The 14,682-nt window shown below is 65.2% G+C and carries 13 protein-coding genes; 7 read left to right on the top strand and 6 right to left on the bottom strand.

Annotated elements, in window-relative coordinates:
- Positions 1-277 precede the first annotated feature (277 nt).
- Positions 278-1,201 carry an SDR family NAD(P)-dependent oxidoreductase gene (locus ACIA49_RS33330; RefSeq protein WP_396381908.1) on the bottom strand — a complete coding sequence of 308 codons (924 nt, stop codon included), beginning with the start codon at positions 1,199-1,201 and terminating at the stop codon, positions 278-280.
- A gap of 37 nt (positions 1,202-1,238) precedes the next feature.
- Positions 1,239-2,339, bottom strand: coding sequence for an acyltransferase family protein (locus ACIA49_RS33325; protein WP_396381906.1), 1,101 nt, complete (start codon positions 2,337-2,339; stop codon positions 1,239-1,241).
- A gap of 186 nt (positions 2,340-2,525) precedes the next feature.
- Here ACIA49_RS33325 and ACIA49_RS33320 point away from each other — a divergent pair, with 186 nt between their 5' ends.
- Positions 2,526-3,560 carry a CapA family protein gene (locus ACIA49_RS33320; protein WP_396381904.1) on the top strand — a complete coding sequence of 345 codons (1,035 nt, stop codon included), beginning with the start codon at positions 2,526-2,528 and terminating at the stop codon, positions 3,558-3,560.
- Positions 3,561-3,565: 5 nt separating this feature from the next.
- On the opposite strand, the gene ACIA49_RS33315 is transcribed toward ACIA49_RS33320, so the two are convergent.
- Together ACIA49_RS33315 and ACIA49_RS33310 are read right to left on the bottom strand one after the other, a co-directional pair.
- Positions 3,566-4,525, bottom strand: coding sequence for a DMT family transporter (locus ACIA49_RS33315; protein ID WP_396381902.1), 960 nt, complete (start codon positions 4,523-4,525; stop codon positions 3,566-3,568).
- A gap of 312 nt (positions 4,526-4,837) precedes the next feature.
- Positions 4,838-5,773 (bottom strand): PLP-dependent cysteine synthase family protein, encoded by a 936-nt coding sequence (locus ACIA49_RS33310; protein ID WP_396381901.1) that lies wholly within the window; start codon positions 5,771-5,773, stop codon positions 4,838-4,840.
- Between the two features lie 73 nt (positions 5,774-5,846).
- Between ACIA49_RS33310 and ACIA49_RS33305 the strand changes: the two genes are divergently transcribed.
- Complete coding sequence (locus ACIA49_RS33305; RefSeq protein WP_396381900.1) at positions 5,847-7,286, top strand: PLP-dependent aminotransferase family protein; 1,440 nt, start codon at positions 5,847-5,849, stop codon at positions 7,284-7,286.
- Positions 7,287-7,367: 81 nt separating this feature from the next.
- Here ACIA49_RS33305 and ACIA49_RS33300 read toward each other — a convergent pair whose 3' ends face one another.
- Entirely contained in the window at positions 7,368-7,967 is a 600-nt protein-coding gene (locus ACIA49_RS33300) for a VOC family protein (RefSeq protein ID WP_396381898.1), read from the bottom strand.
- Between the two features lie 187 nt (positions 7,968-8,154).
- Between ACIA49_RS33300 and ACIA49_RS33295 the strand changes: the two genes are divergently transcribed.
- Together ACIA49_RS33295 and ACIA49_RS33290 are read left to right on the top strand one after the other, a co-directional pair.
- Positions 8,155-9,078, top strand: a complete 924-nt coding sequence (locus ACIA49_RS33295; RefSeq protein WP_396381896.1) for an MBL fold metallo-hydrolase — start codon at positions 8,155-8,157, stop codon at positions 9,076-9,078.
- A gap of 39 nt (positions 9,079-9,117) precedes the next feature.
- The gene (locus ACIA49_RS33290; RefSeq protein ID WP_396381894.1) at positions 9,118-10,815 is read left to right on the top strand and encodes an amidohydrolase; all 1,698 of its coding nucleotides are present in this window, start codon (positions 9,118-9,120) and stop codon (positions 10,813-10,815) included.
- 32 nt (positions 10,816-10,847) lie between these two features.
- Here the strand turns inward: ACIA49_RS33290 and ACIA49_RS33285 are convergent, their stop codons facing one another.
- On the bottom strand, positions 10,848-11,531 hold the full coding sequence (locus ACIA49_RS33285; protein WP_396381892.1) for a glutamine amidotransferase: 684 nt from the start codon (positions 11,529-11,531) through the stop codon (positions 10,848-10,850).
- A 341-nt stretch (positions 11,532-11,872) separates the two neighbouring features.
- Between ACIA49_RS33285 and ACIA49_RS33280 the strand changes: the two genes are divergently transcribed.
- From ACIA49_RS33280 to ACIA49_RS33270, 3 genes are all read left to right on the top strand, one after another.
- Positions 11,873-12,334: a cupin domain-containing protein gene (locus ACIA49_RS33280; protein ID WP_396381891.1), complete on the top strand. Its 462-nt coding sequence runs from the start codon at positions 11,873-11,875 to the stop codon at positions 12,332-12,334.
- Complete coding sequence (locus tag ACIA49_RS33275) at positions 12,331-13,776, top strand: MFS transporter (protein WP_396381890.1); 1,446 nt, start codon at positions 12,331-12,333, stop codon at positions 13,774-13,776. Before ACIA49_RS33280 ends, ACIA49_RS33275 begins: the two co-directional genes overlap by 4 nt.
- 342 nt (positions 13,777-14,118) lie before the next feature.
- The gene (locus tag ACIA49_RS33270) at positions 14,119-14,667 is read left to right on the top strand and encodes a GNAT family N-acetyltransferase (protein ID WP_396381888.1); all 549 of its coding nucleotides are present in this window, start codon (positions 14,119-14,121) and stop codon (positions 14,665-14,667) included.
- The last annotated feature ends 15 nt before the right edge of the window (positions 14,668-14,682 follow it).

Genomic DNA, 14,682 nt, shown 5'->3' with positions numbered 1-14,682 from the left:
CCGCCCGGTGAAGACGATGGCATCCCCAGCGAACGGACCTCGTCCGATGGCCGGAGCGGACGGTCAGCCGGCTCGTCTAGGGCGCAGCGCCTGAGGTGCTGCAGGCGAGTCGGCTGACCACCCTGGTCGTCGCCCGTCCGGGGCGGAAGGATGACGGCCCAGAGTTCGTTCCGGATGCCGTCCGAGCGGCATCCGGAACGAACTCGTCCCCACGGCTACCCCTGGAACCGGCCGGCGAATCAGCTACCCAGCGGATCACCGACCGGTGGTAGCAGGTTCAATCGAGGACGGGGCCGAGCAGGTCGGCCAGGCCGACGCGGCGCAGAAACTCCGCGCGCACCCTGTCAGCCATCATGTTCACTACTTCGGCGCCGTCGTCGACCGGATCTACGTGGACGCGGAACGGCCTGCTCCCCTTGGGCGTGTCCACGATGGCGACGATCGCCGTCGAGACGTCCGCGACATCGGCCCAGTCTGGTGTGAGGTCCGCGAGACGTTCGCCCACGTGCTCGAGCAATCCGGGCTGGACGGCCTCGTAGATCTCAAGGAGCCGCGTGTCTGCGGGCTTGGCGCTCTTGGCGAACAGATCCGTACCGTGGGTGTAGACGCCGGGAACAAGAACAGTGGTATCGACTCCGAAGCGGGAGATCTCCAATGCATAGCTGGTGGCGAGCGAGTCCGCGGCCGCCTTCGCGGCGAAGTACGGAGCCAGATAGGGCGGGGTTCCGCCGCGAGTGCTCGAGCTGCTGACCCACAGCAACAGCCCATCGCGCCGCGAACGCATGTGGGGAAGCACGGCGCGGTTGAGACGCTGCGCACCGAGCACGTTGCTGTCGTACAGATCAGCCAGCTGTTCTGGGGTGAAGGCTTCGGCAGGACCGCCGGCGAGACGGCCGGCGTTGTGCACGAGCACGTCCAGGCGATCGCGCTCGTGCACAACGGTTCTGACGGCCAGCCGCACCGAGCTCTCGGACTTGACGTCGAGATCGATCGGTCGGAGGCTCACCTGGTGATCGGCGGCATAGGCGGTCGCCTCACTCGCCGCGGCGGCGTTGCGCCCATTGATATCGCGGATTCCGGCGTACACGTGATGGCCCGCGACAGCGAGGGCACGGGCGGCGGCGGCGCCGAAGCCGCTCGATGCGCCGCTGATGAGAATGACCTTGTTGATGTCCGGCCTCCAGGGTGGTGTCTCGTTCACCCTGGACGCGAGGAATCGACGTCGCGTTGACGACTCGTTACGAGGCCGATGAAGCCCCCAGGCGTTGCAGGGCCCGCTTCAGCCGTGGCGCGAGCGGGCGCTCGACATACCGATGAACGAGGTAGGCGAGACCGACGACCAGCGCGGTGGTGGCGACCAGCAGTAGATACTTGTTGAATCTGTCTCCGAAGCGTTCAAAGGCAATGAATCCGAGCTGGGCGTGCAATAAGTACAGCGGATAGGTCAACGCCCCGACCGCGGCGTACCAAGGCTTTGCCAGCCGGGAGGTGATGCGTAGCGCCACGGCAAGCATCACGCCGAAGATGGCGATGATGATGGCGACCACGATGAATACATGAAGCGTGGTGTGGTAACGGTCGCCGATGTCCGCGGCGAACTGCCGGCCACGGTAGAGGGCGTTGACCAGGCACAATCCAACGAGGGCCAACCACGACCTCCGCGATCCGAAGCGATAGATCAGGCTGAGTGTCATACCGGCGATGAAGTAGTGGGAGAACTGTGTATTGATGACCAGATCGGTCATCGGCGGGAGGACACCGAGTTCGAGCAGCGCGGTCAGACCGAGCCAGGTCCAGCAGACAACACTGACTCTTCGTGGAGTGATTGCGACCGTAGTCAGCACGAGGACGATGGCATAGAACCTCAGTTCGGCCCACAGGGTCCAATACACGACGTCGACGTTCTCGAGGTTGACCAGCGAGTTGAACATTGTCAGGTTGGCGAGGTACTGGCCAAGCCCGATCGGGAAGCGCCCAGCGCCGAAGAGGACCGAGACAGCTGCGGTAATCGAGACCGCCGCCCAGTAGGCCGGGTAGAGGCGGGTGATTCGTGAGACCACGAAGCTGCGCGGTGTCCGGTTCCACGCGGACAGCGAGACGACGAATCCACTGATCACGAAGAAGAGGTCGACGCCGAGATAGCCGTAGCGCGCGACGACGTTGAGCGCGCCGAAGTTCAGCGGCGAGACGACCTTGAAGTAGCCGGCGAACAGGTAGTGATACAGCAGAACCGAGCCTGCGGCGAGTATCCGGAGCAGATCGATCTCGTACAACCGGAGGGGAGTGCGGCTGTTGGGGCGCGCTTGGCGCACGTCGGAGAGCTGGATCGTCACCGTCACCAGTAGAGCGTTTGGTGCGTATCGAAAACGTATCAGGAAGTCTTAACGCTGCCGATACGCCGCGGACGATGTCATCGATGGCATGTTTCCAGGAAACCGTACTCGGATGTTCGCTCGATGAGCCATGCTGCGGATCCGGCGACCGGCAACCGCCGGCGCCGAGCCGACGGGCGGAGGCTCGGGTGGATGGCTTTGTCCATACTGGTCGTCACGCTCACCGCGGCAGGATGTACCGGCGGCCAGCTTGCGTCCGACCCGACGATTCAAGGCGATGGACCGGAGCTGTCCATTGCGTTCGCGGGCGACGTGAACTTCGAAGATCGTGCCGGAGAGCTCTTGGACAAGTCGCCCGCTTCGGCAGTCGGTCCGGTCTCCGGTCAGCTGGCTTCGGCTGATCTCGCGATCGTCAACCTGGAGACGCCGGTCACCACCCGGGGCGCGGCACAGCAGAAGCGATACTTGTTCCGGACGGACGCACGAGCGGTGAATGCGCTCAAATCAGCGGGTGTTGACCTTGTCAGCCTGGCGAACAATCACACCCTCGACTACGGCAGAACTGGACTCGCGGACACCATGAGTGCCGCCGCACGAGGTGGTCTGGGTACCGTCGGAGCCGGGGTGAACGCCAGCCGGGCCTACGCGCCGTGGCGGACGACGATCCGCGGCATCCGAGTCTCTGTCCTGGCCTTCAGCCAGGTCGAGGACCTTGCCGACCAGTGGGTGGCTACGCCATCGCGTTCTGGGCTCGCGATGGCGATCGACAACCGGGCGGCGCTAGCAGCCGTACGAGCTGCCCGTGCGGCCAGCGACGTCGTGATCGTGGTTCCGCATTGGGGTTCTGAACACAACCATTGCCCGACCCATGTTCAGCAAACCTTTGCCAGCGAGCTGGCGAAGGCCGGCGCAGACGTGATCCTCGGATCCCATGCTCATGTGCTTCAGGGGCAGGGGTACCTCGGTCGGACATTCGTTGCCTACGGCATGGGCAACTTCCTGTGGGGCGCAGGCCTTCTCACGCCGGAGGACTGGCGAGGTGGTGTGCTCAAGCTGACCCTGCGCGGTCGGACAGTTGTGCAGCGGAACCTGATCCCCACCGAGCTGTCCGACGACACTCGTCAGCCGGTGGAATTCGCATCCAAGGAAGCCGACAAGGAACGCGCCAGGGTCAACCAGCTGCGGGGCTGCACGAGTCTGGAGCGAACCCCTGGGCCGGTGAGCTGATCTGCTCAGGTTGTGACCGCGGCTGATGGCTCGGCTTGTGACTGCCGGCTCTTGCGGCTGGTGCTCAGCACGGCGAGGAGGGCGCCGGCAACGGTGATGACGGCCCCGAGAATCTGAATGTGGGTGAAGGACTCGTTGATGAACAGGACCGAGGAGAGGGTTCCGAAGACGGGAACGGTGAACATGGTGATGGTGGCTGTGATGGGACTGACGGCGCGTAGGCCCCGGTAGTAGAAGAGGTAGGCGATTGCGGTGGGGCCGACAGCCAGGAAGATCACGTTGGCCCAGGTGGAGGTCTGAAGCGCGGCCCAGTGTGTATCAGCGATGGATGGGATCGCGATGAGGCTGAGGGCCGCCGCGCCGACGCTGGTGGCATAGGCCGTGGCGCGGAGGGGATCGATGCCGCTGAGGACCTTCTTGGAGGCAATGCTGTACGCCGCCCAGCAGGCCGCTGCGAGGAGGTAGATGAAGTCGCCGGCCAGGCGAGGTCCGCTGACGGGGCTCCCACTGCCGACGCCGAGGAAGAAGACGACCGCACCAGCGACACCGAGCACGAGGCCGGCAATGCGCAGGCCCGAGGCCGACTCTCGTCGGGTCGCGATGAGCGCGAGGGTCGTCAGCACCGGGCTGAGGACAGGAATGATGACGCTGCCGTCTATCGCGGGCGCCAGTGACAGGGCCCAGAAGAAGAACAGGTTGTATGCGAAGACACCGATCAGGCCCACAGAGCCGGCTATGCAGAAGTCTCGCCAGGAGAAGCGGCTGCCGTCGCGCCGCAGGCAGAGCAGCACGACGAGGATGAGTGCGCCGCCGCCGAAGCGCAGCATGGCGGCGACGTCGTGAGGCATCCGTCCGACGACCACCTTCGAGCTGGTGAACGCGGTCCCGAAGAGGACCATGGTCACCAGTAGGTAGAGGTACGGCGTTGCTGCGGCAGCCGCAGGAGTTCGGGTCTGATCGCTCACGTCTGGATCCAGGTCGTTGTCGGGGGCAATGGATGACCAGGAATGCTGCATCCCGCGTGAGCATTCCGTCTGCATGTCTCGTGGGATTGCCGAGGTCTTCAATCGGGAGCTGGACCGGGGCCCGAAGGCCTCAGCCAGCTGTGCGGAAGAGATGGATCATTCGCCGGACCTGCTGGATGTACGGCGAGATCCCCAGGGCATCGAGCGCTTCCTGGACCGAATACGGGCGTAGCGTCAGCATGATGTTTGCTCCGTTCTAGTGGTGATAACAGCGTCGTGCGCTGGGATTGACGTCGAGTCAACGCCCTGGCCTTACGGCCAGAGGTCGGTGGAGAGGTACTTCAGACCGGTGTCGGGGATGACGACGGCTATGGTCCGGCCGGCTAGATCGCCGCTGAGCAAGTTGATGGCGGCGGCAACGTTCGCGCCCGCTGAGTACCCGGCGAACACGCCTTCGCGGATCGCCAGCAAGCGTGCGGTCTCGCGTGCCTGGTCACCACTGACCTGGAGGTAGCCGTCCAGCTGAACGCCATCGAGGTGGGTGAGGTCCGAGCGAGAGAAACCGCCGCCCTGGATCGGATGGTTGGGTTGAGTTGCCACTTGGCCGGCAAGGACCGCTGCTCCCGCCGGTTCCACCGCGAAGCACTGGATGGCCGGGTTGTGCTCCTTGAGTGCGCGGCTGACGCCCGCCAGACAACCTCCGGTCCCGACGTAGTCGACAAAGGCGTCCACGCGGCCACCGGTCTGCTGCCAGATCTCCTGCCCAGTGGTGCTGTAGTGGCTGGCGACGTTGCTCGCGTTCTCGAACTGGTCGGAGCGGAAGGCGCCCCGCTCGCCGGTGATTCGCTTGGCTTCGATCTCGACGAGCTCCATGTCGCCGCCGGAGATCTTGCCGGGTTCCGAACCGGCCAGCTGGTCGACAAGGACAACCTCGGCACCCAGCGCCGCGATCATCCGCGCGCGCTCGGCGGAGCTTCCACGGGACAGCACCGCGATGAATGGATGGCCGGTAACGGCACAGGCGATCGCCAGACCGGCTCCCGTGTTACCGCTGGTGAGCTCGACGACGGGCTGGCCGGGCAACAATCGGCCAGTCTTCTCAGCGTCCTCGATGATCCGCTTCGCGACCCGGTCCTTCTTCGAGCCGCCCGGGTTGAAGTACTCGAGTTTGGCCAGCAGGGTGCCGTCGATGCTCTCGGTGAGGCGGTCCAGCCGCACCATCGGAGTCGCTCCGATGGTATCGAGCACCGAGTTCGCGATCCCCGGCTGCGGTGCTGGGACCGCTACTCTAACGGGCGCAGTAGCGCTATCATTGTCTCTCATGAAACATAGTAGCAGTTCGGCGGCTGTCGCCGCGGCTGTCCGTGACGAGCTTCACCGCTACTCGATCGGGGAGAAGCTGCCCTCCAGCCGATCGCTGGTCGAGCGCTTTGGCGTCAGCCCGGTCACCGTGTCACAAGCGTTGGCGATCCTGAGCGACGAGGGCCTGGTGGTGACGCGGCCGGGAGCTGGTGTCTTTCGTGCCGACGCGAGCTCCGCTGCGCTACGGATCGTTGATACGTCCTGGCAGGAGATCGCGCTGGCCGCGGAGGAAGGTGAACCGGTCCCGCGGAGTGTTGACGCGTCGGCGATTGCGATGAGTCTCGCGGTTCCGCAGCCCGGACTGATCGCGTTCAACGGTGGTTATCTGCATCCTTCGCTGCAACCGGCGCAGGCCTTGAGCGCATCACTCGCTCGAGCCGCCCGGAGGCCCGATGCCTGGGAGATGCCGGCGCCGGAAGGCATGATCGCCCTCAGAACCTGGTTCGCGCGACAGATCGGTGGGGCACGCGGCAGCGTGACGGCGGCACAGGTGCTGGTCACGTCCGGCGGTCAGGCGGCCTTGGCAACCACGCTGCGCGCACTGACACCACCGGGTACCCCGATCTTGGTGGAGTCACCTACGTACCCAGGTGTGTTGGCCGCTGCTCGCCGGGCCGGCCTGCGACCGGTTCCGGTGCCCGTCGACCGCGACGGCGTACGACTCGATCACCTGGAGAACGCGTTCGCGGCCACCGGAGCTCGCGCCTTCTACTGCCAGCCAATGTTTCAGAATCCAACCGGCGCCGTGCTGGCCGCTGATCGGCGGGCGAAGGTCATCGAGGCCGCGCACACCGCGGGCGCATTTGTCGTCGAGGACGACTACGCACGCTACCTGGGTCATGGCGGGCCGCTGCCCGCACCGCTTGTCGCTGATGATCCCTACGGCGTCGTCGTGCACATCAGCTCGCTGACCAAGCCGACGTCGCCGAACCTTCGCGTCGGCGCAGTGGCGGCCAGGGGACCGGTCCTGGAGCGCCTCCGCGCCATCCAGCTCGTCGACAGTTTCTTCGTGTCGAGGCCACTCCAAGAGGCCGCCCTGGATCTGGTGACGAGCACAGCCTGGCCGAAACACCTTCGAAGAATCTCCGCAGGTCTGAGTGAACGGCGCGACGCGATGCTTGCGGCACTCGACCGCGAGCTTCCCGGCCTAGCGCCCGTGTACGCGCCGTCCGGTGGCTATCACCTCTGGCTTGCCTTACCCGGTGGGACGAGCGAGCTCACGTTGGTTGATTCGCTGCTGCGAGTCGGTGTCGTCGTCTCACCGGGTCGTCCCTACTTCGCGGCCGAGGCATCGGCGCCGTACATCCGGTTGAGTTTCGCCAACACGCCCGGCATCGACGAGATTGCCGAAGGCATCCATCGGATGGCAACCGTCATCAGTGAGACAAAGGTTTTATGACACCGAGGCGGCGATGAGCCGCGAGGATGTCATGGGCTCGTCGCCGCGGCCACGATGTCAGCGGATAAGGTTCGTGCCGGTTCAGGCCGGATAGGTAGGGAGCGGCTCGTTGCTGGCAGTCGCGAACAGGTAGGCCGCACACCAGGCCACCCAGTCGGAGCTGGGAGCTCCGCTTTCGGTGCTGGAGGTGGCGGCCACCTGTGCAAGCGCCACCCGGAGTTCGTCGACGGACCGGTACGTCGCGCTTGGCTCCACCCGACCAGGTATCCGTGTTGTCACCTCTTGAAGGATCCAGAGGTTCCCGTCCGGGTCAGCGAACCGAGCCCTGGTGCTGTACGTCCTCCGCTCCGGATCGAGCCCCGGAGCGAACCCCTCCGCCGTCCGGTGGAAGTAGTCGTCAACGTCGGCTCCGGCCTTCAGGAGCCCTTCACGAGCTTCGACGATGTCGGACACGACGACGTATCCGATCGATGAACCCGGCTGAGCAGGGTTCAGATTCGGCCCGAACTGGATCGAAGTCGCCGATCCTGGCGGAGTCAGCTGTACGACGCCTGGCGGCGTGGCGTCGAGTCGCCATCCGAGGCCGACGTAGAAGTCGCGGGCGCGATCGACATCGGAGACCGCGATGATGACGGCTTCCACCTTCTGGTCGAAGTCGCCGGGCTTTTCGGTTGTGCTCACTCTGGTTGGCCTCTCGTCCGGGATGACCCGATTGTCACTGGCCTGGGATCTTTTCGCGCCAGGGAATATCCCTGGTCGACATCACGTGGCGAGCCGACCGGTCGTGGATCGACACGACGTCGACCCGCCGTCAACCTGCCTGCGATGCGATGACTGCTGTCCACGCGCAGTGCTGACCTGGAGTGTGATGAGCAGACCTGGCGGTAAACCGTCCACGATCGAGATCAGTGAAGGCGTCTTCGCCTACGTTCAGCCCGACGGAAGCTGGTGGCTCAACAACGCAGGCTTCATCGTCGGCCGTCGCGGAGTGACCAGCATCGACACCTGCGCCACCGAAGCGCGAACCCGTGCGTACCAGGCAGCGATTCGCGGGGTGACCAGCCAACCGGTGCGCACGATCGTCAACACGCATCACCACGGTGATCACACGTTCGGCAACTACCTGTTCCATGACGCGACGATCGTGGGTCACTACCTCGTGCGGCCCGAGATGGAGTCCTTCGGGCATCCGGCGGACCTGCCGTTCTGGACGCCGGTCGACTGGGGAGCGATCGAACTCGAACCACCGACGTTGACGTACACGGATCGTGTGACGATCTGGAGTGACGAACTCGCCTGTGGCGTCGCCTACGTCGGCAGACCTGCCCACACCACCAACGACTCGATCGTGTGGATCCCGGAACGGTCGGTGCTGTTCGCCGGCGACCTGCTGTTCAACGGCGGTACGCCGTTCCTGCTGATGGGCTCGGTGAGGGGCTCGATCGAGGTACTCGAAGACGTTGTCGAGCCTCTCGACGCGACGACGATCGTTCCGGGGCACGGTGACATCTGCGGTCCAGAGGTCATTGACGACGTCCTCGCCTATCTGTACTTCGTCCAGAGCATCGCACGGGCGGGAAGGGCCGCCGGCCTGTCTCCACTCGAGACGGCTCTCGACACCGATCTCGGCGAGTACGCCGGGCTGACGGATCCCGAGCGGATCGTCGGAAACCTTCATCGTGCCTACGCGGAGCTCGAAGGTGCGCCCGAGGGGACGCCGTTGGACATCCACACGATCCTCGGCGAGATGGTCGCGTACACCAAAGGCCAGCGACTCCGCACGTTCGCATGAATTGCTCCGTCCGGCATATCGACCTTGTGAGGAACAGCAATGACCAACTACGACGTGGGCCGTCGCCGGCTGCTCAAGGCCTTCGGCCTCACCGCGGCGGCCGGTCCATTGGCAATGTCCAAGGCAGACGCCGTGCTTGGCGCGAGTCTCGGCTACGACGAGAAGACGGGCGTCTCACCGTCGGACTACCGGCCGCCGACCGATCTCGCGCGGTCGAGCGATGCGAAGTCGGCAGCGATCACGTGGATCGAGGCCAATGCTGCCGAGGTCACGAAGCTCAGTGACGATGTCTGGGGCTACGCGGAGCTGTCGTTGCGGGAGTGGAAATCTTCCCTCGCCACGGCGGCCTTGCTCCGCAAGTACGGGTTCTCGATCCGATGGGGTGCGGGCGGGTTCCCCGCCGCCTTCGTGGCGACGTTCGGGCAGGGCGGTCCGGTGCTCGGCTTCAACGCCGAGTACGACGCATTGCCAGGCCTGTCACAGGTCGCGGGTAAGGGCACCCATGACCCGCTCGTCTACAACTATGACGCCTACGGACCCACGTACGGTCCAGGCCACGGGGACGCGCACAACTTGCTCGGGAGCGGATCCACCGCCGCGGCGATTGCCGTCAGTCAGGCGATCCGCCGATACGGTCTGAAGGCGACGGTGAAGGTGTTCGGTACGACCGGCGAGGAGCAGCTCGTCGGCAAGCCGTACCTGGTCAAGGCGGGCGTGTACGACGGCCTCGATGCCTTCCTCGACTGGCACCCGTTCAACAACACACTGGCCTTCTGGAACACGACGAGCGCACTCACCTCGGCCACGTTCACATTCGTCGGGGCAGCCGGCCATGGCGCGAACCCGCTCGGCAACAAATCCGGGCTCGATGGCGCATTGCTGATGGCGACGATGTCCGAATACCTGCGCGAGAAGAACGTCGCGGCGTCCGGCCGGTTCCACTACGCGATCATCAACGGCGGAGGTGCGCCGAACGTGACGCCCGACCTCTGCTCGATCTGGTACTTCGTTCGTGAGGGCAGCCCGGCCCGCGTGAAGGTCCTCTACGACAAGATTGTCGAGTGCGCGAAGGCTGCGGCTCAGGCGAGCCAGACTCGCTTGGAGCACAAGTTCCACTCGGCGACCTGGAACACTCTGGGCAACAAGGCCGGTGCCGAGCTCATGAACGACAACATGCGACAGATCGGGCCGCCGCTCTTCACTGCCGCTGACCAGGAGCTCGCCCGAACGCTGCAGCGCTCCGTCGGCAAACCGGCGGATGGGCTGCCCACCGGCCTGATTCCGTTGGCGCCGCCGGCGCCCGCGTTCGGCGGTGGTATCTCGACCGACACAGCGGACGTGAGTTGGCGGACGCCGGTCTTGACGGCGCTCGTCACGACATTCCCGGCCGGACTGCCCAATCACAACTGGACCGTGACGGCGGCAGCGGCCAGTCCGATCGGTCACTCGGGCATGCTTTCCGCGGCTCGGTATCTCGCCGCCGCGGCCATCGACCTGATCGAGCAACCTGATCGTCTGGCGGCGATCAAGGAGGAGTTCAGCGGCCGTACGGCCGCTGTGCGTTGGGAGAGTCTGATTCCCGAGGGGCAACAGCCGCCGGCCTACGAGCCTCCGCAAGACTTCCTCACGGCGACCGGCCAGACCTGGCCGCCGCCGGCCGTCCAATGGCCGGTCCCCGAAGTCGTCTCAACCGAGACTTTGGGCGGCACCGGCCCGGCGCTTCCGCCGGTCAGCTGATCAAGCCGTGCCGGGAGAGAAGTTCGCAAGACTTAGGTCTGGTCCAGCCAGGTCTCGATGACCTGGCCGGCCAACTCGGCGAGGGCCGGGCCGTAGGTGCGGGCCTGGCGACGGAGGGCGCGGGGATCGGCGTTCACGGCGACCAGGACGTCGGCGTATCCGACGAGCCAATGTTCGAGGGCTCGGTGGTCGACCTCCAGGTGAAACTGGAGGGCGAGTACGTGGGCGCCCAAGGCGAAGGCCTGGTGCGGGCAAACCTCGGTCGAGGCGAGGTTTCGAGCTCCGCGGGGGAGATCGAAACAGTCGTAGTGCCAGTGCAAGACCGGCGTACCTCGAAGCGGTTCCAGCAGGTGGTCCGAACTGATCGTCAGCTCGGCGTACCCGATCTCCGCGGCGGTACCAGGTGCAACGTTCGCACCGAGCGCTCGAGCGATCAGCTGGGCGCCCAGGCAGATGCCGAGAGTTGGTCTGCCGGCGCCAAGCCGGGCGACGAGGGCATCGATCTCATCGGCGAGGAACGGATAGCTCTCCGCGTCGTTGGCTCCGATCGGCCCACCGAGTACGACGACCAGGTCCGCTTCCTCGATGGCGTCGCGGTCGACGCCCTCGACCGCGGGATCGAGGTACCGGACGCTGTATCCGCGGTTGTGCAGGATCGGCAGAACCAGGCCGAGATCCTCGAAGAAGACGTGCCGTACGGCGATGGCAAGAGGCATATCGAACGTTCCGATCGAGAGGACAACGGACGGGCAGGGCTGTAAGGCTGGGTCCTCGCGGTCAACGTCGGCTTGACGATACGTAAGCGGCGCGCCCTACGGCGTCGAGCAGTCGTCAATGAGGGGTGTACTGCGCTTCGTGATCCTGGATCAATGACTATCAGGAAGTATTTCGCAGCCGTGTTCGCCGCTGTGGCGCCGGTTGCTCCAGCTCTGGCGTCCACCTTGCGTCTTCCGACAATCGAACTGATGTCCCGATCCGGACAGACGGAGCCGATGTATCCGGTCTACGACGTCTGCTCCGCCGTGGGCGATCTGACCCGTGGGCGGGGGTGTGGCCGATGAGTATCGACCGACGTGCTCTGCTGCGCGGCTCCGGGGTGACCGCGCTTGGCCTGATCGGTCTCGGTCATCTGGCCGGCCCTGCCGCGGCGACTGGCGCGCACACCGCGGCGACGGACCTTCCCGGGGGAGGGCCGACCGATGGGGTTACCCGTACCCTCCTCCAGCACTTCGAGGCACCGGCAAAGGGCTGGGACATCTACCAGACCCGGGTCGAGATTCCTGTTGGGAAGCAGTCAGGGCGGCACCTGCACCCGACTGGTCCCGAGGTCGGGTACTTGATCCGTGGCGACGTCGCCATGGAGTTCGACGATCGGCCGACGCAGATCCTGCGGACCGGCGACCCCTTTCATATCCCGCCGGACGTCATCCACAACGCGGTCAATATCGGTGTTGTCACAACGATGATGCTGTCGACTTACGTGATCCTGCACGACCAGCCACTGGTCATCAACCAATGACCAGGGAGGCATCTGCGACCCGGCGGTACGGCGTCGTCCTCACCGTCATTCTCATTACCCAGCTGATGGTGACATTGGACGGCACCGTGATCAGCGTGGCGATCCCGAAGATCGAGCAGACACTGCATTTCAGCCCAGCCGATCTCTCCTGGGTCCAGAATGCCTATGCGCTGGCCTTCGGAGGCCTTCTGCTCCTGGGAGCGCGGGCGGGTGATCTGCTCGGTCGGCGGAGAGTTTTCATTGTAGGTGTGGGTGTGTTCACCTTCGCGTCACTGTGCGGGGGACTGGCGCCGACGGCTGGATCGCTCCTGGCCGCGCGCGTCGTCCAGGGACTCGGCGCCGCGATCGCGGCGCCGGCCGCACTCGCGTTCCTCATGCTCGCGGCGGGCGAGGGAACCCGGAGGCTGAAGGCACTTGGCCTCTACAGCCTCGTGAACTCTGGCGGCGCGAGCGTGGGACTGCTACTCGGCGGGGTGCTGACGGACCGGCTCTCCTGGCGGTGGGGATTGTTCATCAATGTCCCGATCGGGATCGCGCTGATGATCACGGCTCGCGTCGTGCTGCCACGGGCGAAACGAGAAACGGGCCACTTCGACGGCGCAGGTGCGTTGACATCGACCGTCGGCGTCACGGCGATCGTCTACGGCCTGATCCGGGCAGCACAAGCAGGCTGGTCGTCGATCGAGGTGCTGAGTGCTTTCGGTGCCGGATCGATTCTCCTGATCGCGTTCGTCCTGATCGAGCGGCGCGCTAGCCACCCCGTCGTACCGCTGAAGCTGTTCGCCAGCTTCGACCGCGATTCTTCTTATCTGAGCATGCTGCTCCTGGTCGGCACCTTGCTCGGCATGTTCTTCTTCCTGACGCAGTACATGCAGGGTGTGCTGGGTTTCACGCCGCTACAGGCCGGTCTCGGCTTCCTGCCGCTCACCGCGCTCCTCCTCATCATGACGAGGATCGTTCCACGTCTCATCGGCTGGGTCGGGCGCGGTCTGCTGACCGTTCTCGGCTCGGTGGTCGTCTTGGGCGGCATGGTGTGGCTGAGTCAGGTGACTGTGCACTCGAGCTATGCAGCCAACATCCTCGGCCCGCTTGTTCTGTTCGGAATCGGTGCCGGGGCGCTGTTCATCCCGTTGACCGGCCGCGCCCTGGCGCACGTCCGGCCTGAACACGCGGGTGCTGCTTCGGGAATGCTCAATGTCACCCAGCAACTTGGTGGTGCGCTGGGCCTCGGCGTGCTTGTCACCATCTTCGGTACGGCGATCCGGGGGAGGGGCGCGATGGATTCGCGAGAACTGCTGACCAGAGGAGTACATCAGGCCTATCTGGGTGCCACAGGATTCGCAGTCATCACGCTTCTCGTGATGGTGATCAGCCTGCGGCCCTGGCGGCGACGGAAGAACTCGGTGGGCACCGAAGAGGCGGTGGTGGTAGCCGATGCCTGACAGTGAAGGTGGTCGTCTCAGGCGTGCTGTACGCCGAGCGGCGGGCCTCGTCGAAGACATGGCCGGTTTTGTGTTGCTGACCACGCTGGGACTATTGCTGTTCGTCAGCCGCCGATCTCGTGAGAGGAAAGTGCGACACACCAAGTCCGACCATTGGTCCATGCGCTTTCCCCACGAGCCCGAGCGTCGGTAGACCGAAAATGTGCAGACGGTGGCAGCGTTGTCAAGCTCGCATCCACAGCGGTGGTCGACCGTAGAAGTGTGACTACTCAACGGCTTGCCCGCAACGACCTTACGAGCCGTTGCACCTACGATCGACGGACGGTCCTCCGCGCTACCGGTGTGGCGACGCTCAACGCCATCGGGTTTCCGGTCGGGGCCACGGTTCCGAGGTCGGCCGAGCTCGTCGTCCGCCGCACAGCCGGCTCGGACCTCGACGGGGTCACCGCGATGCTCGCGCGGCAGCCGGAATCGAACCTCTATTTCCGGTTTCAGAGCGCTATCGGGAGTCCGCCCCGGCCATCGATCGTGAAACTGCTGCTCCAGGGCAACGGTGGGACCTGGCTCGCCGAGCGCGGAGACGTGGTCGCGGGGCACGGAATGTGGGCCTGGGTCACCGAGGCCGCGATCCCCACAGCGGAGATCGCGATCATCGTCGACGAGGCCGAGCAGGGGCGCGGTCTGGGAAGCCGCTTGTTCGATCTCGCAGTCGCTGACGCGATCGCTGCCGGAACGCGACAGTTCTTGCTGATCGTCAGCGCGATGAACGACAAGGTGCTGCGCATGGTCCGTCGCCGGTGCCCGGGAGCCGTGTTCGAGTACAGCGGATCGTTGGTCACTGTCACGGTCGACGCCGCTGATCTTGGAATCGGCGCCGGGACGCGGGCCTGAATGTTGCCCCAGGCA

The sequence above is a fragment of the Kribbella sp. NPDC051587 genome, assembly GCF_044453945.1.
In the GTDB taxonomy this organism is placed as follows: Bacteria; Actinomycetota; Actinomycetes; order Propionibacteriales; family Kribbellaceae; genus Kribbella.
This window is presented reverse-complemented; position numbering and strand designations above follow the sequence as displayed.

Excerpts from the sequence above, each read along its gene's own strand:
- ACIA49_RS33275 (WP_396381890.1), top strand. The coding sequence starts at position 12,331 with ATGACCAGGGAGGCATCTGCGACCCGGCGGTACGGCGTCGTCCTCACC.
- ACIA49_RS33280 (WP_396381891.1), top strand. The coding sequence starts at position 11,873 with ATGAGTATCGACCGACGTGCTCTGCTGCGCGGCTCCGGGGTGACCGCG.
- ACIA49_RS33320 (WP_396381904.1), top strand. The coding sequence starts at position 2,526 with ATGGCTTTGTCCATACTGGTCGTCACGCTCACCGCGGCAGGATGTACC.
- ACIA49_RS33285 (WP_396381892.1), bottom strand. The coding sequence starts at position 11,531 with ATGCCTCTTGCCATCGCCGTACGGCACGTCTTCTTCGAGGATCTCGGC.
- ACIA49_RS33290 (WP_396381894.1), top strand. The coding sequence starts at position 9,118 with ATGACCAACTACGACGTGGGCCGTCGCCGGCTGCTCAAGGCCTTCGGC.
- ACIA49_RS33295 (WP_396381896.1), top strand. The coding sequence starts at position 8,155 with ATGAGCAGACCTGGCGGTAAACCGTCCACGATCGAGATCAGTGAAGGC.
- ACIA49_RS33305 (WP_396381900.1), top strand. The coding sequence starts at position 5,847 with ATGAAACATAGTAGCAGTTCGGCGGCTGTCGCCGCGGCTGTCCGTGAC.